This window comes from Pseudomonas sp. GW823-FHT01D03, assembly GCF_058798255.1.
The window spans coordinates 1-17,625 of sequence record NZ_JBXAKK010000002.1 but is presented as its reverse complement, the minus strand read 5'-3'; the positions used below and the strand labels follow the sequence as shown (position 1 = coordinate 17,625).

15 protein-coding genes are annotated in these 17,625 nt (G+C 60.7%); 6 read left to right on the top strand and 9 right to left on the bottom strand.

Annotation, left to right across the window (positions count from 1 at the left end):
- The 7 genes from AC1RBR_RS26375 to AC1RBR_RS26345 all read right to left on the bottom strand — a co-directional run bounded on the left by AC1RBR_RS26375 (position 1) and on the right by AC1RBR_RS26345 (position 6,980).
- On the bottom strand, positions 1 to 726 hold the full coding sequence (locus tag AC1RBR_RS26375) for a MotA/TolQ/ExbB proton channel family protein (RefSeq protein WP_027611170.1): 726 nt from the start codon (positions 724 to 726) through the stop codon (positions 1 to 3).
- A gap of 44 nt (positions 727 to 770) precedes the next feature.
- Positions 771 to 1,586, bottom strand: coding sequence for an energy transducer TonB (locus tag AC1RBR_RS26370; RefSeq protein WP_492567283.1), 816 nt, complete (start codon positions 1,584 to 1,586; stop codon positions 771 to 773).
- A gap of 273 nt (positions 1,587 to 1,859) precedes the next feature.
- Positions 1,860 to 2,195: a hypothetical protein gene (locus AC1RBR_RS26365; RefSeq protein WP_097086847.1), complete on the bottom strand. Its 336-nt coding sequence runs from the start codon at positions 2,193 to 2,195 to the stop codon at positions 1,860 to 1,862.
- A 55-nt stretch (positions 2,196 to 2,250) separates the two neighbouring features.
- The gene (locus tag AC1RBR_RS26360) at positions 2,251 to 2,574 is read right to left on the bottom strand and encodes a hypothetical protein (protein ID WP_095137876.1); all 324 of its coding nucleotides are present in this window, start codon (positions 2,572 to 2,574) and stop codon (positions 2,251 to 2,253) included.
- A gap of 162 nt (positions 2,575 to 2,736) precedes the next feature.
- Positions 2,737 to 3,063: a hypothetical protein gene (locus tag AC1RBR_RS26355; RefSeq protein WP_007952780.1), complete on the bottom strand. Its 327-nt coding sequence runs from the start codon at positions 3,061 to 3,063 to the stop codon at positions 2,737 to 2,739.
- Positions 3,064 to 3,252: 189 nt separating this feature from the next.
- Complete coding sequence (locus tag AC1RBR_RS26350) at positions 3,253 to 4,596, bottom strand: aryl-sulfate sulfotransferase (RefSeq protein WP_492567282.1); 1,344 nt, start codon at positions 4,594 to 4,596, stop codon at positions 3,253 to 3,255.
- Between the two features lie 23 nt (positions 4,597 to 4,619).
- Positions 4,620 to 6,980, bottom strand: coding sequence for a TonB-dependent receptor (locus AC1RBR_RS26345; protein ID WP_492567281.1), 2,361 nt, complete (start codon positions 6,978 to 6,980; stop codon positions 4,620 to 4,622).
- Between the two features lie 165 nt (positions 6,981 to 7,145).
- On the opposite strand from AC1RBR_RS26345, the gene AC1RBR_RS26340 reads away from it, so the two are divergent.
- Entirely contained in the window at positions 7,146 to 8,090 is a 945-nt protein-coding gene (locus AC1RBR_RS26340) for a LysR family transcriptional regulator (protein ID WP_027611164.1), read from the top strand.
- Positions 8,091 to 8,280: 190 nt separating this feature from the next.
- Positions 8,281 to 9,897, top strand: coding sequence for an alkaline phosphatase family protein (locus AC1RBR_RS26335; RefSeq protein ID WP_492567280.1), 1,617 nt, complete (start codon positions 8,281 to 8,283; stop codon positions 9,895 to 9,897).
- 110 nt (positions 9,898 to 10,007) lie between these two features.
- Here AC1RBR_RS26335 and AC1RBR_RS26330 read toward each other — a convergent pair whose 3' ends face one another.
- A complete protein-coding gene (locus AC1RBR_RS26330) occupies positions 10,008 to 10,928 on the bottom strand; it encodes a TauD/TfdA dioxygenase family protein (RefSeq protein ID WP_492567279.1) in 921 nt (306 codons plus the stop codon).
- 181 nt (positions 10,929 to 11,109) lie between these two features.
- On the opposite strand from AC1RBR_RS26330, the gene AC1RBR_RS26325 reads away from it, so the two are divergent.
- A complete protein-coding gene (locus tag AC1RBR_RS26325; RefSeq protein ID WP_045122247.1) occupies positions 11,110 to 12,030 on the top strand; it encodes a LysR family transcriptional regulator in 921 nt (306 codons plus the stop codon).
- A gap of 122 nt (positions 12,031 to 12,152) precedes the next feature.
- Here AC1RBR_RS26325 and AC1RBR_RS26320 read toward each other — a convergent pair whose 3' ends face one another.
- The gene (locus AC1RBR_RS26320; RefSeq protein WP_492567278.1) at positions 12,153 to 13,166 is read right to left on the bottom strand and encodes an ABC transporter substrate-binding protein; all 1,014 of its coding nucleotides are present in this window, start codon (positions 13,164 to 13,166) and stop codon (positions 12,153 to 12,155) included.
- A gap of 408 nt (positions 13,167 to 13,574) precedes the next feature.
- Between AC1RBR_RS26320 and AC1RBR_RS26315 the strand changes: the two genes are divergently transcribed.
- From AC1RBR_RS26315 to AC1RBR_RS26305, 3 genes are read left to right on the top strand one after another with little or no spacing between them, the layout of a single operon-like run.
- The gene (locus AC1RBR_RS26315) at positions 13,575 to 15,173 is read left to right on the top strand and encodes an ABC transporter permease (protein ID WP_492567277.1); all 1,599 of its coding nucleotides are present in this window, start codon (positions 13,575 to 13,577) and stop codon (positions 15,171 to 15,173) included.
- Complete coding sequence (locus tag AC1RBR_RS26310; RefSeq protein WP_492567276.1) at positions 15,170 to 15,985, top strand: ABC transporter ATP-binding protein; 816 nt, start codon at positions 15,170 to 15,172, stop codon at positions 15,983 to 15,985. The genes AC1RBR_RS26315 and AC1RBR_RS26310 overlap by 4 nt, the downstream gene beginning before the upstream one ends.
- A 13-nt stretch (positions 15,986 to 15,998) precedes the next feature.
- Positions 15,999 to 17,609 carry an arylsulfatase gene (locus AC1RBR_RS26305; RefSeq protein WP_492567275.1) on the top strand — a complete coding sequence of 537 codons (1,611 nt, stop codon included), beginning with the start codon at positions 15,999 to 16,001 and terminating at the stop codon, positions 17,607 to 17,609.
- Positions 17,610 to 17,625: the final 16 nt, after the last annotated feature.

The following is a 17,625-nucleotide window of genomic DNA, read 5'->3' as shown; positions in this document are numbered from 1 at the left end:
TCAGGACGCCTCCTTCACTTTTGTCGCGTTGCCCGGTGCCGCGACCTTGTGCGCCGTTGGATGGATCAGCACGCGGAACGAGCTCTTCTGCGCCAGGCTGTAGAAGTCGTGGGCGAAGTCATCCAGGTCCGCCGCCGTCAGTTTCAGACGCCGCAAAAAGTAGTTGTAAACCAGCACCGCCGGCACCGCGACGGCAATCCCCACACCGGTGGCAACCAGTGCCGCGCCGATCGGACCGGCGACGGTTTCCAGGCTCGCCGAACCGGCCGCGCTGATGCCTTTGAGCGCCTCCATGATTCCCCACACCGTGCCGAACAGACCAATGAACGGCGACGTACTACCAATACTCGCGACCACCGCCAGACCGGTTTCCAGCGAACGCCGTTCGCGGACGATCTGCTGGCGCAAGGCACGTTCGAGACGATCCTGATGGTTGATCGCCTGGCTCAGGTCATTGGCCTGCGGCGCCTCACCCACCTGAATCGCCGCGTAACCGGCCTGTGCCACCCGGGCCGCGGCACCAGGCTGGGTTTCGCTCAACTCGGCGGCGGAATCCAGACTCGACGCTGCCCAGAAGCGTTTATGAAACTTGCGATCCTGCGCCTTCAGACGACCGAACTGCACAGCCTTGAGCAGCGCCAGTCCCCAGGTGGCAACGGAAAAAACCACCAGCAGCCAGATCACCGCGCTTTCGATGGATTCCAGTGGAGAGGCCAGTAACGTCATGATGTATTCCCTCGTGTAAACATTTAGCGCGAATAGGTTTCGGTTTAATGAATCTTGAAATCGATGGGCACGCTGACCCAGCCGTCCTGGGCGACATCACCCTGCTTGGCCGGCACGAAGCTCCACTGTTTGACGGCATTGAGTGCCGCATCGTCGAGCTGTTGCCGACCACTGCTTTTCTGAATCTGGATCTCGCCCGGTTTGCCATTGGCCAACACGTGCACCCTTAACAACACCGTGCCTTCCCAGCCGCGACGCTGGGCCAGCGACGGATATTCCGGCGCCGGGTTCTTCAGGTACGCCGCGTTGGCCGAGGCCGGTGTCACTGGCGCGGGAGCCGGTGGCGCGGGCGGTGCCGGGGCGGCGACTGGAGCGGCCGGTTGGGGCGGCGCCGGAGGCTGTTCGACTGCTTTGGGTGCCGGTTTCGGCACCGGTTTGGCCACCGGTTTCGGCTTGGGTTTGGGAATCGGTTTGGGTGGCGGAGGCTTCACCGCCAACTCGTCTTCAACCGGCGGCGGTGGCTCAACCACCGGTGCCGGTGGCGGCGGTTCGACCACTGGTGGCGCGGGTGGCGCCGGCCGCGAAAACTCGATGGTCATCGGCGGAATTTCCGGCGGCACGATTGGCAACGCCGGCGTCGGATGCTGGTTGATCCAATAGATCACCGCGCCGTGCACCAACAGCGCCAGCACGCCGAGCAGAATGGTTTCACGGCGGCTCAGAATGCCCTTGGGCGCACGCTGCAAACGCAGCAGCCCCAGCGGCACACGATGCGGCCGGCCGAGATCGACCAGTTCGCCACTCGGCGTCTGACGCCACAGCAATTCCTGTGCGCTGGCGGCGGTCTGGACATTGCCCATTGATTCACTCCCTGCGGTCTCTTTGCGAAGTACCCGACAGGTCGCCGCAAACATCCCCCGGGCGACCGGTCGTTGGGTGAATCATTGGAGCAATCGCTTATCTCCGAAAGTAACTTTTATCGATGTGTTTAGTTTTTTTACGAATATAGGTTTCGTAGATTGTCGCAAAGCCACGGCCTGCAAGGGCTGGCGCCGAGGGCTGAATTTACAATGCTTTTCAAGCATGAAAATTATTCGGCGAAGGCATGCGAAACCCACTCATTTCGCGCTTCTTCAGCGGTTTTGCCGGATGAATTCCAGGCCATTCAACCCGATGTTGCCCATCATGTCCGCCGCGCTGCCCAGTGCCCGCAAGCGTGTGTAGGCCTGATCGGGCGAGAACATCACCCAGGCTTGCGCCGTGCCATCGGCCGTCAGCGTATTGAAAGAGATAGCAACCGGGCCTGTTGAAAAACCATGTCTGAAATGGAAATTGCCAAATGCGATCGGGTACTCGATGCCGGACAGCGACAGGGTTCCGGTGAAACTGCCGGTGCGGTCATCGCCTTCGGTCAGGGTCAAGGTTGTATCTGAAGGTTCATGACGATAAACGCCGTTGATCTTGGACATGTGCAGCATCCTTGCTGGGTGTTTTGAGAGAGAGAAACCTGGCGCGGGCTGCGCCTCATGCATGGCGAACGAAGTCGCCCGGCAGGCTGCTGACCACGCCGTCATAGGTAACGCGCACGCAGTGCCCCTGCAGTTCATGAGTGCCGCGACTTGGCGAGAACAGGGTCAGGGCGAAATAACCGTGATCCTGGTTATTGGCAATCAGCGTGACCACGGTTGGCGGCTGGTAGCCGTTGAGGCTGGCGTAACGGCCATTGACGATGCCGTAGCTGATGCCTTGGTGATGCAACGTGCCGGCGAAGACCCCGGTGCGGTCATCGGAATCGACAATGGTCAGGGAGGGCCCATCGAGGGTGTTGGAATAAAGCGCGTTTTGCATGCAAGCGTCCTGCTCGAATGATTGAGTTCACCGCGAGCTTAGAATCAGACGCCAGAAAACGCTGTCATCCACAGGAAACACAACCAACATGAAAATGACTTATTTCATGTAAGAAAAAAGCCGCCAGGCGCAATAGCATGACGGCTTTTTTGTGACACAAAATTACTGTTTAACAAACTCTCCAGCCAGGCCAACAACATCACCATCAAAGTTGGTGCGCGAACCCACCGCACGAACTTTTGAGTAGTTGTGATCCGGTGAGAACAGCGTCCAGGATTGATAACCGGTGCCGTCATTCAGAGCCGCGAAGGTGATGATCGTAGGCTGCCCGGTGCTGTTCTGGAAATGGTAATGCCCGTAAGCGATGTCGTAGTTCACGCCGTTCTGACTGAACTTGCCGCTGAAGGTGCCGTTGGAATCGTTGCCATCGGTAATCGTCAGTTTGGCGCCAGCGTTAGCGTTTACATAATTGCCATTAATGCTCGACATAACGTGATTTCCTTTATCGTTGGATAAGTGTCTTCCGATGAGAGCAAGTTCCCTCCTGGAAACTCACGACACTCAGGATGGTTGGCCATTCACTTATTGTCCACGCGACTTTTCAACGAAATTGCAATAAGCAGTATTCAAACCGCACATAACTTATCGCCATTCATTCGAGCATTAATTCCTTTTCAACTAACGACTGGCACTGGTCTGCTGCACTGCCGATGTCGGGGCAATCACGGCAGTCTCGGAGCGCGGCGTACCCTTCGGCACCCAGTCGTAACTCACGGGCAACGCCCGATAGACCCAGTTGCTGATCGCGTCGCTGCCCGGTGCTTTACCCAGATAAGGACTGACGTATTCCCAGACGTTTTCGCCGTTGGCCGTGACCTGGAAAAACCGCCCGTTCATGCCTTCGTCGATCAGCGTATTGCCGTTGGGCAAACGTCGCGCGCTGCTGATGAACGAGCTATAGAACGCCCACCCCGGCTGCTTCGAATTCGCCGCACTGTACTGCCAGACGATTTCATTTTTCTGCGGGTCGATTTCCAGCACTCGCGAGCCGGAAATCAGCCCGAGGGTGACATTCGGGTACCCCGCCGAACCCTGGTTGTCGAACACCAGCAGGTTGCCCGCGCCGGGCAACCCGGCAGGGATGATGTGCGCGTCGTGCTGGCCGACAAATTGATCCACCGGACGCGGCAGTTTCTGCGCGGTTTTCGGGTTGATCAGCGGCAGGTTCGGGCCGAGGCGCCAGACCACCTTGCCGCTGTGTTTGTCGATGATCGCGATGAAGTTGGCGTTGCGTGAATCGAGCAACAGGTTGTCTGGATTGAAGCGCTTGTCCCCGGCATCGAACCACTTGTTCGGCCCGACCACGCTGAGGTTGTTGATGTGCAGGTAATCCGGGTTGTCACTGGCGCGCACCAGCTTCAGTTGCTCCGGGGTGAAGCCGAATTCGTTGAGGTGTTCCGAGGCCAGCCACTGCCATTTCACCTGCCCGTCGGGGCTGACTTCATAGATCGCATCGTCGATCACCTCAGGGACTTTGAAGCCTTTGACCTTATGCACCTTGTTCGCCAGCACCACGGTGTTGCCGTTGCTCAGGCGCCGCTGATCATGGTGTTGCTGCGCGGCGCCACCGGGCGCCTTGTCGCCCCACTGCCAGATAACCTTGCCGTTCCAGTCCAGCTCGCCGACGCTTTGATTGCCGAGGCCGTTGCCGGCGGAGCCGAGCTTGCCCGGATCCTTGTCACTCAGTTGCAACAGCACATGCCCGCGCTCGCCGCCGACCAGTTGCGGGTCGATGATCACCGATGGGAAGCCCGCCTGCGCCCAGGTTTTCACCTCGTTGCCGTTCATGTCGATCAGGTGCGTCTGCTTGTCGGCACCACTGAAAATCACGTATTGGTTGAACGCCTTGTCCGGGTCGTAACGGGTGACGCCGGTCGGGTACACGCTGGGGGCGGCGAACGCCGCGCTGCTTGAGACTGCGCCGGATAACAACAGCGCTAAAGCGGTTTTGCCTGGCAACATGATGCAGCTCCTTGAATGACAGATCAGAAGTCGTAGCGACCGGTAACGCCGAGGGTGCGCGGCGTGCCGAGCAGGCCTTCATAAGCGCCGTTGCCGCCGGTCCACAGGGTCGTGTAGTAGGTCTTGTCGAAGGCGTTTTTCAGCCACAGCGAAACGTCCCACTGGCCCTGATTGAAATCGCCGCGCAGACCGGTGGACAGGTTGACCACCGCGTAGCTCGGGATCTGCCCGTAGTCGGAATCTTCGACCGTGCCCACCGCTTTGGAGCGGAACGCATAGCTGGCGGTGACGTAGGGTTCGAAGCCGTTGGCCAGACTCCATTTGTATTCGCCGTTGGCGTTGCCGATCCATTTCGAGGCGCCGACCACTTGATGGCCGCTGAGGTCGCAGGACGCCGGTGCGCCCGGTGCCTGGCTGACTTCCGGCGGGCATGGCGCATCTTTGTACGAGAGGTAGCTGACGTCGTTGTACGAGCCGTTGAAGTTCAGCGTCAGGCCGCGCAACGGGATCACCGTGCTTTCGAATTCGACGCCGCGCGAGCGCACCGAGCCGGCGTTGGTCAGGTACTGCACGCGGTTGATGTCGTCGTAGGCGTTGGTCTGGTAGGCGTTGACCTGAGTCCAGAAAACGTTGGCGTTGAGTTGCAGACGCCGGTCCCACAAGGTGCTTTTGAAACCGAGTTCGGCGTTGTTGGCGCGCTCGGTGCCGATCAGCAGCGAGTCGGCGCCAGCGGTTGGCGCCGAACCCACCGCGAGGTTCACCCCACCGGATTTTTCGCCGTGGGACAGCGTGGCATAGCCGAGCAGATCATCGGTGATGCGATAGCTGAGGTTGAGCAACCCGGACGGGCTGGAGCTGTACTGATTCAGATCGCCGGAATCATAGGCACCAGTGCGTCCGCGGCGTGCCGTGGCCGCTGCGCCGGTGACAGTGGCGCCACCGACCGGAGCATCGCGAGTGACCCAGGCGTTCTTCTCTTCATAGGTGCCGCGCACCCCGGCGGTGAAGTCGAGGCGTTCGGTAAGGTGCCACGTGCCTTGGGCGAACAGGGCGAAGCTGTCGGTCTTGATGTGGCCGTTGCCGACGCTGCCGACGTTGGCCAGCGCACCGCGTGGCGTGCCGTTCCAGATGTCGGCCTGCGGGCCGTAATAGGCGAAGGATTTGTTGTCCAGATCCGAGCCGAAGTAGTACGCGCCCACCACGTAATCGAAGAACTCGCCCTTGGGCGAGGCCAGGCGAAATTCCTGCGAGTACTGTTTGTCTTCGACCGAAACCCCGGCGTTGTAAGTCGCCGCGACGTTGAGACCATCGTCGTTGGCCGGAGTGAAATTCCAGAAGCGATACGAGCTGATCGAGGTCAGGGTGAAATCGCTCGGCAACGTCCAGTTGGCCTCCACCGACGTACCGCCCTGATGCACGGTGACGTGCTGGTCGTTGTCCAGATTAACCTTGCGGTGCGAGCCGTTGACCAGCGTCGCACCCGCGGCATTGGCCCGCGATTGGTAGAGATTGACGCCGTTGATGGTCGGCCCGGTGTTGTACAGCACGCGGGTGCCGGCGCTGGAATCCTCTTCGTTGTAATCGCCGATCCAGCGCAGGTTGAAGTCTTCGTTGGGCTTGAACAGCAACTGCGCACGGAAGCCATCGCGCGAGCCACCGTTCAGGTCATGGCCGTTGTATTCGTTCTTGATGTCGCCGTCGCTGCGGGTGCGATAGGCCGAAAAGCGTCCGGCCAGTTGATCGTTGAGCGGCCCGGAAATCGTGCCCTTGGTCTGGAAGTAGCCGTCCTCGCCGAACGAGGTTTCGATGCTGCGCTCAGGGGTGAAGGTCGGCGCGCGGGTGCTGATGTTGATCACCCCGGCGGTGGTGTTCTTGCCGAACAGCGTGCCTTGCGGCCCGCGCAGGACTTCGAGCTGTTCGATGTCCATCAGGTCGAACACCGCCATCCCCGGACGGCCCAGATACACGTTGTCGATGTACAGACCGACACTGCCTTCGAGACCGTCGCTGGCCGGGTTGTTGCCCAGACCGCGAATCGACACGCTGGACTGACGCGCATGCATGTAGGCGACGTTGACGCTCGGCACCAGTTGCTGCAAATCCTGAATCCGGTAGACCCGCTGCGTCTCCAGATTCTGCCCGCTGACCACGCTCATCGGCGTCGGCACGTCTTGCGAACTTTCTTCGCGCCGGCGCGTGGTGACGGTCACGGTTTCCAGCTGCGAGCTGTTGGCCGCCGGTTTGCCGGCCGGCGCCGGTGGCGGGGCTTCGGCCTCGGCGGCGTAGCTGTGAGTCCAGCTGGCGCTCCCCGCCAGCAACAGGGCCAGAGGCAGGCGTTTGAGCCGTCGTGGCGTTAAGGGTGACGCAAGGTTCAACGGACTCATGGCGCGGCTCCTGGTCAAAAAACACACAGACATCTTCAGCGCTGCATATTCTTTTCAGTTATTTATTTATGGATTTACAAATATTTACTGCATAAGAGATTGCCTTTATAAGGAGTCGACCTAATGCATATCCAATGCATTTCCCGGATATTTTTTATGTGAAAAATGCATATCGACTTGCGCCAACTTCGTCACTTCATCGCCCTCGCCGAACAACGCAGCTTCGTCGCCGGCGCGCAGGCGGTGAACCTGTCGCAGTCGGCGTTCAGCCGCAGCATTCAGGCGCTGGAACACAGCGTCGGCTGTCAGTTGGTCGATCGCGGGCGCAAGGATCTGCCGCCGACCAAGCAGGGTCAGGTGCTGCTCGAACATGCACGGCGACTGGTCAGCGGCGCGCAGCAGATGGCCAACGAGATCAGTCAGTTCAATGGTCTGGAAGCCGGCGAGCTGCGCTTCGGTTGCGGCCCGGCGCCGGCCGCCGGATTGATCCCGCGCGCGATCGGCGCATTCATCGGCCGCTATCCGAAAGCGCGGGTGCAATTTCAGGTCGATGACTGGCAAAGCCTGAGCAAACGCCTGCTCAGCGAGGAGTTCGAGTTCTTCGTCGCCGACACCCGGCACTTCGAAGCCGATCCGGATTACCTGACGTATCGCTTGCGGCCGCGCAAATGGCATTTCTGTTGCCGTGCCGGGCATCCGTTAGCGGCATTTGAACGGGTTTCGGCCGAACAATTGATGAGCTATCCACTGGCGGTGAGCATTCGTCCGCCGAACCTGCGCAAGGTCATCGTCGACCTCAGCGGCCGCCCGGACTTCACCCCCAATGTCGAATGCGAAAACAGCTCAAGTCTGCTCAGCGTGGTGCTGCGTTCGGATGCGATCGGCATTGTCGGGGCGTATTCCGATGCGCTGCATCAGGCCAAGGGTGAGCTGGTGTGTTTGCGGATCGACGGCCTGGCGGATGATCTGGAGGAGCTGTACACGCGCTACGGGATTGTCAGTCGCGCGGGGTATCGGTTGTCGCCGTTGGCCGAGGCGATGATTGAGCAGATCAAGGCAATTGATGCTGTGGATGAGGAAGTGTGTTCGCTGGAGAATTTTGCAGTCTGATAAATCGATATCGCGAGCAGGCTCACTCCTACAATGGATCGCATTCCAATTGTAGGAGTGAGCCTGCTCGCGATGGCGCCAGCCCAGGCACCGATGCATCCACTGCATAAAACCCATTCCCCAAATGCACTTGCCGAACACCCCCGCCGAAAGCGAAAACCCTCGCCTGTCTTTCTGACCGGTGAACACCATGTCCAACCCGCAAAACTCCGTGCGCAATGTGCTGTACATCATGTGCGATCAGCTGCGCCGCGATTACCTGTCCTGCTACGGCCATCCGCATCTGCATACGCCGAACATTGATCGCCTGGCCGCCGCCGGCGTGCGCTTCAACCACGCCTACACCCAGGGCACGATTTGCGGGCCGTCGCGGATGTCGGCCTACACCGGGCGCTACGTCAGCAGCCATCAGGTCGCATGGAACGCTGTGCCGTTGCCGCTGGAAGAACTGACGATCGGTGATTATCTGCGCCCGCACGGCATTCGCACTGCGCTGGTCGGCAAGACCCATGCCACGGCCAATGTCGACGCCCTGCAGCGTCTGGCGATCAACCCGTACAGCGCGCAGGCCGAAGTGCTCAACGAGGTCGGTTTCGAGCCGTACTTCCGCCACGACGGGATCTTCCCCGACGACCCGCTGTTCGACGACAAACGCGAATCCGCGCCCTACACCCATTACCTGCGCGAGCAGGGCTTCGACGGGCGCAACCCCTGGCACGACTGGGCCAACGCCGCCGAAGGCGAGAACGGCGAAATCCTCAGCGGCTGGCAGATGCGTCATGCGCATTTGCCAGCGCGAATTCCCGAGCAGTTCTCAGAGACTGTCTACACTACAAATCGAGCCATCGACTTCATCACCGAGCAAGGTGAGAAATCCTGGTGTTTACACCTTTCCTACATCAAACCGCACTGGCCCTACATCGTACCGGCGCCATACCACGCTCTGTACAGTACGAAATCGATTCTCGAACCGGTCCGCGCGACGCCCTCCGAAGCGAGCAAACACCCCGTATACACTGCGTTTCGCCAGCATGAGGAAAGCCTCAACTTCTCCCGTGACTCAGTACGATTGAATGTAATCCCCACTTACATGGGCCTGATCAAGCAGGTGGATGATCAACTCGGGCGGCTGTTCGATTTTCTGCAGAGCAACGGACGTTGGGATGACACGTTGATCGTGTTTACCAGCGATCACGGCGACTTTCTCGGCGATCACTGGCTGGGCGAGAAGGAGTTTTTGCTGGAACAGGCAGTAGGCGTGCCCCTGATCGTGCGCGACCCGCGCGATGCGGCGGACATCACTCGGGGCACGGTGGATGAGCGGCTGGCAGAAACCATTGATGCGTTGCCGACGTTTCTCCATGCGCTGGGCTTGCCGGGCGCCGAACATCGGCTGGAAGGACGCTCGCTGATCCCGCTTTTACACGGGGAAAATCCCGACTGGCGTCGCTACGCGATCAGCGAATACGACTACGCCTTCCAGGCCCCGGCACGCGAGCGACTTGGCCAGCCGATCGACCGTTGCCGCATGACCATGGTGCGCAGCGAGCGCTGGAAATACCTGGTGTACGACGGCTTCCGGCCACAGTTGTTTGACCTGTTGAATGATCCGCAGGAGCTGCGCGATCTGGGTGAGGATCCGGCCTACGCGGCGGTGCGCGAGGAGCATGCGGGGTATCTGTTCGAGTGGGTGCGCGGGTTGAAGCGGCGGACCACGATCAGTCATCAGGAAATTGATCTGCGCGGACAGCGGTTTCGCTATGGCGAGCCAGAGACCGAGAAAGTCGTGCAGATTGGCGTTTGGTGAATCAAAAGCTTCGCGAGCAAGCCCGCTCCCACAGGGCCATATGTTGTTCACATCCATTGTGCTCAACACACCTCCACTGTGGGAGCGGGCTTGCTCGCGAAGAGGCCCGATCACACGCCGCCGATATCAAGCCCTTTGATGGTCTGACTACGCTGCCCCGAAGCCCCGACCGGCACCTCACCCTTGAGCGTCACCCGCCGCACGATGCGATCCTGGGTGCCGTAATCATCAATCGCATAATGCTGGGTCGAACGGTTATCCCAGATCGCCACATCACCCGCCTTCCAGCGCCAGCGTACGGTGTTTTCCTGACGGATCACATGGCTCTGCAACAGGCCGAACAGGTGCGCCGAATCGGCTTGCGAATAGCCCTTGATGCGTTTGACGAAGTGCCCCAGCAACAAGCTCTTCTCGCCGCTGATCGGGTGCACACGCACCACCGGGTGCTCGGTCTCGTAGACGGTCGAGGTAAAGATCTTGCGATAGCGCTCGAGCTTCTCCGGCGACACGTCCGGCTTGGCCCCGGCATAGTCGTATTCGTTGCTGTGCACGGCGACCAGTTTGTCGGCCAATTCACGCAGCTCGCTCGGCAGTTCGTTATAGGCGGTCGCGGTGTTGGCCCACAAGGTGTCGCCACCGAAGGCCGGGGCCACCACCGAGCGCAGGATCGAGGCTTTTGGGTAGGCCTCGACGAAGGTCACGTCGGTGTGCCAGGAGTTGGCGCGCTGGCCCTCGGCGCCGTCCAGTTCCAGCAGATAACGTGTGCCCTCGCGCACCGGTACGGTCGGATGCGCCACCGGCTCGCCGAGCAGATGGGCGAAGGCTTCCTGGCGCTGATCGTCGAGCTGGGTCTGCTCGCGGAAGAACACCACCTTGTACTGGATCAGCGCCTGCTGAATGGCTTCGACGGTAGCGGCGTCCAGTTCTCCGGACAGGTGCACGCCACGGATCTCGGCGCCGATACGGCCGGCCACCGGGTGGATTTCCAGCGCGTGAACAGCGGGTTTTACAGCGAGTGCGGCATTGCTCATGGGTAGACCCTCATCGACTGCTTGCGGTTAGGCGGCAGCGAAACATCGCTCTATCTATATTCCATTTACATCTAATAGATATTCACATGCTTCGTTGACGGAATAAGAGCTTGCATTTAAAACCTCAAGCAACCCTCGTCGCAAATGCCTTCGAGCTATTTTTAGGATGCCGGAAAAGCATATGGATCTTCGCCAGTTGCGCTACTTCATCGCCCTCAATGAACACCGCAGTTTTGTCCGTGCGGCGGACGCGATGGGCATCACTCAACCGGCATTCAGCCGCAGCATTCAAGGGCTGGAGCAGGAGTTCGGCTGCGTGCTGGTGGATCGCGGCAACAAGGATCTGCGCCCGACGCCCGAAGGCCAGGTGGTGCTGCAACACGCCCTGACCCTGGTGCAAGGCGCGGCGCTGCTCAGCGCGGAAGTGACGCAGATGACCAAGCTCGATGCCGGTGAACTGCACTTCGGCTGCGGCCCGGCCCCGGCGGTGAAACTGGTGCCGGATGCGGTGGCGCAATTCATCAACGCGCACCCGAAAGTGCGCACCTGTTTTCAAGTGGATAACTGGGAAAAACTCAGCCGTGCGCTGAGCCGCGAAGAAATCGAATTCTTCATCGCCGACATCCGCCACTTCGAAGCCGACCCGAACTTCCAGACCCAGGCCCTGACGCCCAAGCGCGGGGTGTTTTTCTGCCGGCCCGGACATCCGCTGCTGGCCAAGGAAAGCCTTTCGACCAACGACATGTTCGACTACCCACTGGCGACCACGCTGATCCCGCCGGGAATTCGCAAATTGCTGGCGAACCTCAGCGGCCGGATCGACTTTTCGCCAACCATCGAGACCGAGCATTTCCCGGCGCTGGTGAAAGTGGTGCTGCAATCCAATGCGATTGGCATCGGTACGGAAGAGGCGTTTTACGAGGACATTGCCCAAGGGTCACTGGCGCTGCTGCACTGGCGCAACCTGCCGCAGAATCTGGAGAGCATGAACGCGCGCTGCGGGATTGTCAGTCGCACAGGATTTCGCTTGTCGCCGGCAGCAAGAGCGATGATCGAGACGCTGGTGGCGGTGGATAAACAGGAGGTCAGCGTCGCGGTTTGAGGACGCCTTCGCGAGCAAGCCCGCTCCCACAGGGGATCGTTGTGAATACAAAATCTGTGTTCACTGAAGATCCCTGTGGGAGCGGGCTTGCTCGCGAAGAGGCCCGTCCAGACACTGGAGATTCAGAGCTTGGCCGCCGCCAGTTCAGGCGCCACCCAATCACTGACCTTGAACGGCTTGCGAATCAGCTTCTGCTGCGCCGCCAGATCCACCGAGTCCTGTAACTTGCCGAGGAACACCGGGTCCAGCGTCGACGGGAACACCTCGCTGAGTTTCTGATCCGCCAGATCCTGGGTCAGGATCACCGGTGGATAACTCGCCAGCCCCGACACCAGTTGCACATAAGCGTCCTTGTTGCTGTCCTGGGTCAGCCACTCCACCGCCTGCTGCTGCGCCTTGAGCAGTTTGGCCACGACCTCCGGGTGCCCGTCGACAAACTTGCCGGTGCCGACCAGCACCGATTGCACACTACCGGCACCACCCAGATCCTTGGTGTTCAGCGGCAATTCCGCCAGCCCCTTGGCTTGCAGCGCCGTCAGCCCTGAGCTGCCCCACGACGCGTCGATCTGTTTCGCCGCCAGTGCCGCGACCGCGCCGCTGAAGTCGAGATTGATTACTTTCAGATCCTTCTCGCTCAAGCCCTGACTGGCCAGCGCCGCATCAAACGACAACTGCGTGGCGGTGCCACGGAAGATCGCCACGCGCTTGCCTTTCAGATCCTGCAGGGTCTTGATCCCCGACCCCGGCACCACGCCCAGATATTGTTTCACCCCACGCGCACTGGCGCTGAGTAGCCGCGTGTCGAGGCCATTGGACTTGCCGATGATCGCCGCCAAGTCGCCCAGATACGCCAGATCGACCTGACCATTGGCAAACGCCTCGTTGATCACCGGCCCGGCGCCCTTGAAGAAGCTCCACTGAATCTTGATGCCCTGATCGGCGAAGGCTTTTTCGAAGATCTGCTGATCTCGCAGCACGTCCACCACACCGCCGCCGCTGTGCTGGGTGCCGGCGCTCAGGTCAGGCACGGCGATCCTGATTTCCTTGAGCTCGTCGGCCTGCGCGGTAAACGCCAGCAGGCCCGCCAGTGCCGGAATGGCAAACAGACTGAAGACTCGTTTGAAGGGACGGTTCATGGGTACGGCTCCTAGATCACGACAGGCGTTGAGGAGCCGAAAGTAGGCCGAAGCGTGACCTTCGCTTAAATACTATAAATGCACATTTTTATAGCTTTTAGCGCTAAGCGAGCAACAACGCGGGCTGCAGCGCCGTATGCATTAACAGCATCGAAAATATTCTTCGAATGCATTGGATGCGCGTCGCGCTGCAGGCCTTAAATGGTCTGGCTTATCTCTCAATAGAATTAATTTGAATTTTTATAGATCGATTTTGCATACACCGCTAGTCATTTGTGGGAGCGGGCTTGCTCGCGAAGAGGCCGAGTCATTCACCATCACCGGTGCCTGACACTCCGTCTTCGTGAGCAAGCCCACTCCCACACAGGCACAGCGGTTCGCCATGCAACCCGACAACGGAGGTCACCCATGGCCCGTGATTCCCTGCTCAGCCTGCCGCTGCCCGCGCCACCCCTGAAAAGTCGACGGGCGTGGCCGAGCCTTAACCAACGTCTGTTGCCGTGGCTGTTGCCGATCAGCCTGTTCGCTCTGTGGTGGCTGGCCGCACGCAATCAATGGATGAGCGAGCAGATCCTGCCAGCGCCATCGCTGGTGTGGAACAGCGCCATCGAGCTGTCCCAGGGCGAGTTGTGGAGTCATTTGTGGATCAGCCTGCAACGTCTGCTCTGGGGCTTGCTGGCAGGGATCTCAGCTGGTGCGTTGCTGGGTGCCGCGCTGGGCTTCAGTCGGCGCCTCGAACGCCTGATCTTCCCGACGTTCGCCGGTCTGGCACAGGTACCAACGCTGGCGTGGATTCCACTGTTCATGGTGTTTTTCGGCATCGGCGAAGTGCTGAAACTGGTGGTGCTGATCAAGGCCATCGTGGTTCCGGTGACCCTGCACACCCTGGTCGGCGTTCGTGATGCGCAACCGAAACTGCGCGAAGCTGCCGCCGTATTGCGCCTGCCGTCGTACTTGCTGATCCGGCGTCTGGTGCTGCCTGCCGCACTGCCGGCGTTCATGGCCGGCGTGCGTCTGGCCCTGGCCGCGGGCTGGACTTCATTGCTGGCGGTGGAGCTGCTGGCCTCCAGTGAAGGCATCGGTTACCTGATGGTCTGGGCACGGCAACTGTTCATGCTCGACATCGTGTTCGTGTGCATCGTGGTCATCGGTGTGCTCGGTGTAGCGATGGATCGCGGCATCGGTTTTCTCGACCGCAAACTGGTGCACTGGCCGCACCCGGCGACCGCAGAAATCCGCCGTGGCCCGCGCTATGAAGGCTGGCAACGGCTGCAACCGTGGCTGTTGCCGCTGAGCCTGATCGGCTTGTGGCAAGTGGCGAGCGATCAGCAGTGGGTCGATGCGAACATTCTGGTCAGCCCGCTGGCGGTACTGGAAACGACCAGGAACGGTCTGCTCGACGGCACGCTGATCAGCGGCATGGCCTTGAGCCTCGGTCGTACCCTTGGCGGGTTGCTGCTGGGCGGCGGACTCGGTTTCACCCTCGGCCTGTTGCTGGGTCTGTCGCGCACCAGCGAACGGCTACTCGGCCCGACCCTCGCCGCCATCCGCCAAATCGCGATTTTCGCCTGGGTGCCGCTGCTCACCGCGTGGTTCGGTTTGGGTGAATTGGCGAAGTGGGTGTTCGTCGCCCTCGCCGCGTTTTTCCCGCTGTTCATCGCCACCCAACGCAGCGTCGCCAACCTCTCGCCACAACTCAACGAAGCCGCGCAGGTGCTGCGCCTGAGCCTCGGCCAGCGCCTGCGTCGTCTGGTGCTGCCGGGTGCGGCGCCGGGGATTTTTGCCGGGCTCAGGCTGAGCCTGATCTACGCCTGGCTCGGCACCATCGGCGCCGAATACTTCATGCCATCCAACGGCGGCATCGGCAGCCAGATGATCGGCGCCCAACAACTGCTGCGCATGGATCTGATCATGGCCGGGATGCTGCTGGTCGGCCTCACCGGCGCCCTGCTCAACCTCATCGGCCAACGCCTGGAAATTCGCGCCACTCGCTGGAGACACGCATGAACGCACCGATTGTCAGCTTCACCCACGTAGGCAAATCCTTCGACGTCGACGGTTTCGAACTGGAGGCGATTCGCGAATTCAACCTCGACATCGCCGAGGGCGAATTCGTCGCCATCGTCGGCTCCAGCGGTTGCGGCAAATCCACCTTGCTGCGTTTGCTGGTGGGTCTGGATACGCAGTTTCGCGGGCAGATCAGCGTCGATGGCAAAGCCGTCGGCGGCATCGGCGGCGAGCGCGGCATCGTGTTTCAGGAGCATCGCTTGTTTCCGTGGCTGACGGTGGCCGACAACATCGGTCTGGGCCTGGTCAACGAACCACTGAGCGCCGCCGAAAAGCAGCAACGCATCAACGATTTCATCGATCTGGTCGGCCTGCGCGATTTCACCCGCGCCTATCCGCACCAGCTCTCCGGCGGCATGGCCCAGCGCGTGGCGATTGCTCGCGGGCTGGTCGCCAGCCCACGGATTCTGCTGCTCGACGAACCCTTCGGCGCACTCGATGCGCTGACCCGCCAGCAGATGCAGGACGAGCTACTGGCGATCCGCGACCGGGCAAAAATCACCACGATCCTCGTCACCCACGACGTCGAAGAAGCGATCTTTCTCGCCGACCGCGTGGTGGTGATGGAGCCGCGTCCGGGACGGATCAAGCAAGTGGTCGACATCGCCTTGCCGCACCCGCGTCAGCGCAGCAGTTTCGACTTCCATCAGTTGCGCGAAGAGCTGCTGCACGAACTGACCAGTGACGACCATTACCAACCGAGCCTGCCGGTCCAGATCCGCGATCTGCCGCTGTCGTTCATTGCCTGCTGAGAGGAGCTTTTCGATGCCGCAACGCCCCAATTTTCTGGTGATTCTGGCCGACGATCTCGGCTTCTCCGACATCGGTGCCTTCGGTGGCGAAATCGCCACGCCGAACCTCGATGCCCTGGCCAACAACGGCCTGCGCCTGACCGATTTCCACACCGCACCGACCTGCTCGCCAACCCGCTCGATGCTGCTGACCGGCACCGACCACCACATCGCCGGCATCGGCACCATGGCCGAAGCGCTGACCCCGGAGCTGATCGGCAAACCCGGTTACGAGGGCTATCTCAACGACCGCGTCGTCGCCCTGCCGGAGCTGCTGCGCGAGGCCGGTTATCAGACGTTGATGAGCGGCAAATGGCACCTCGGCCTCACCGCTGAACTGGCGCCACAGGCCCGCGGTTTCGAGCGTTCGTTCTCGCTGCTGCCGGGTGCGGCCAACCACTATGGCTTCGAGCCGACCTACGATGAACACACCCCTGGCCTGCTGAAATCGACCCCGGCGCTGTACATCGAAGACGACACCTTTATCGATGAGCTGCCCAAGGATTTCTACTCGTCGGACGCCTTCGGCGACAAGCTGCTGCAATACCTCAAGGAGCGCGATCAGAGCCGGCCATTCTTCGCTTATCTGCCATTCTCCGCACCACACTGGCCGTTGCAGGCACCGGCCGACATCGTCGAAAAATACCGTGGCCGTTATGACGCCGGCCCCGAAGTATTGCGCCTCGAACGCCTGGAAAAACTCAAGGCGCTGGGGCTGATCGAGCCGGATGTCGAACCGCATCCACTGATTCAACTGAACACGCAATGGGCTGCGTTGAGCGACGAGCAAAAACAGATTTCCGCGCGGGCCATGGAGGTCTACGCGGCCATGGTCGAGCGCATGGACTGGAACATCGGCCGGGTGGTCGATTACCTGCGCCAGCAGGGCCAACTCGATAACACCTTCATCCTGTTCATGTCCGATAACGGTGCCGAGGGCGCACTGCTGGAGGCGTTCCCCAAGTTCGGCCCGGAACTGCTGACTTACCTCAATCAGCATTACGACAACAGCCTCGACAACATCGGCCGCGCCAATTCCTACGTCTGGTACGGACCGAGCTGGGCGCAGGTGGCGACCGCGCCGTCACGGCTGTTCAAAGCCTTTACCACCGAGGGCGGGATCCGCGTACCGGCGCTGCTGCACTATCCGCAATTGCCAATCAAAGGGCAGATCAGCCACGGCTTCGGCACGGTGATGGACATCACCCCGACCATTCTCGATCTGGCCGGCGTGCGCCATCCGGGCAAGCAATGGCACGGCAAACCGGTGGCGCCGCTGCGCGGTAAATCATGGCTGGGCTTTTTGTCTGGCGAGACGGCGCAGGTGCATGACGAGCACACCGTGACTGGCTGGGAGTTGTTTGGGCGGCGGGCGATTCGTCAGGGCTCGTGGAAAGCGGTGTGGATCCCCGGGCCGGTGGGGCCGGCGACCTGGCAGCTTTATGACCTGAGCAGCGATCCGGGGGAGATTCATGATCTGGCGTCGAGTCAGCCGGACAAGCTCAGCACCTTGATCGGGCATTGGCAGAAATATGTGGAGGAGACCGGGGTGATTCTCAGTGCTTCGCCGTTTCAGCCGGATTGAGGTTGCCTGATCCGAC

What these genes read in the sequence shown, in the direction of transcription:
- AC1RBR_RS26375 (WP_027611170.1), bottom strand. Translation starts at nt 726, where the DNA reads ATGACGTTACTGGCCTCTCCACTGGAATCCATCGAAAGCGCGGTGATC.
- AC1RBR_RS26370 (WP_492567283.1), bottom strand. Translation starts at nt 1,586, where the DNA reads ATGGGCAATGTCCAGACCGCCGCCAGCGCACAGGAATTGCTGTGGCGT.
- AC1RBR_RS26365 (WP_097086847.1), bottom strand. Translation starts at nt 2,195, where the DNA reads ATGTCCAAGATCAACGGCGTTTATCGTCATGAACCTTCAGATACAACC.
- AC1RBR_RS26360 (WP_095137876.1), bottom strand. Translation starts at nt 2,574, where the DNA reads ATGCAAAACGCGCTTTATTCCAACACCCTCGATGGGCCCTCCCTGACC.
- AC1RBR_RS26355 (WP_007952780.1), bottom strand. Translation starts at nt 3,063, where the DNA reads ATGTCGAGCATTAATGGCAATTATGTAAACGCTAACGCTGGCGCCAAA.
- AC1RBR_RS26350 (WP_492567282.1), bottom strand. Translation starts at nt 4,596, where the DNA reads ATGTTGCCAGGCAAAACCGCTTTAGCGCTGTTGTTATCCGGCGCAGTC.
- AC1RBR_RS26345 (WP_492567281.1), bottom strand. Translation starts at nt 6,980, where the DNA reads ATGAGTCCGTTGAACCTTGCGTCACCCTTAACGCCACGACGGCTCAAA.
- AC1RBR_RS26340 (WP_027611164.1), top strand. Translation starts at nt 7,146, where the DNA reads ATGCATATCGACTTGCGCCAACTTCGTCACTTCATCGCCCTCGCCGAA.
- AC1RBR_RS26335 (WP_492567280.1), top strand. Translation starts at nt 8,281, where the DNA reads ATGTCCAACCCGCAAAACTCCGTGCGCAATGTGCTGTACATCATGTGC.
- AC1RBR_RS26330 (WP_492567279.1), bottom strand. Translation starts at nt 10,928, where the DNA reads ATGAGCAATGCCGCACTCGCTGTAAAACCCGCTGTTCACGCGCTGGAA.
- AC1RBR_RS26325 (WP_045122247.1), top strand. Translation starts at nt 11,110, where the DNA reads ATGGATCTTCGCCAGTTGCGCTACTTCATCGCCCTCAATGAACACCGC.
- AC1RBR_RS26320 (WP_492567278.1), bottom strand. Translation starts at nt 13,166, where the DNA reads ATGAACCGTCCCTTCAAACGAGTCTTCAGTCTGTTTGCCATTCCGGCA.
- AC1RBR_RS26315 (WP_492567277.1), top strand. Translation starts at nt 13,575, where the DNA reads ATGGCCCGTGATTCCCTGCTCAGCCTGCCGCTGCCCGCGCCACCCCTG.
- AC1RBR_RS26310 (WP_492567276.1), top strand. Translation starts at nt 15,170, where the DNA reads ATGAACGCACCGATTGTCAGCTTCACCCACGTAGGCAAATCCTTCGAC.
- AC1RBR_RS26305 (WP_492567275.1), top strand. Translation starts at nt 15,999, where the DNA reads ATGCCGCAACGCCCCAATTTTCTGGTGATTCTGGCCGACGATCTCGGC.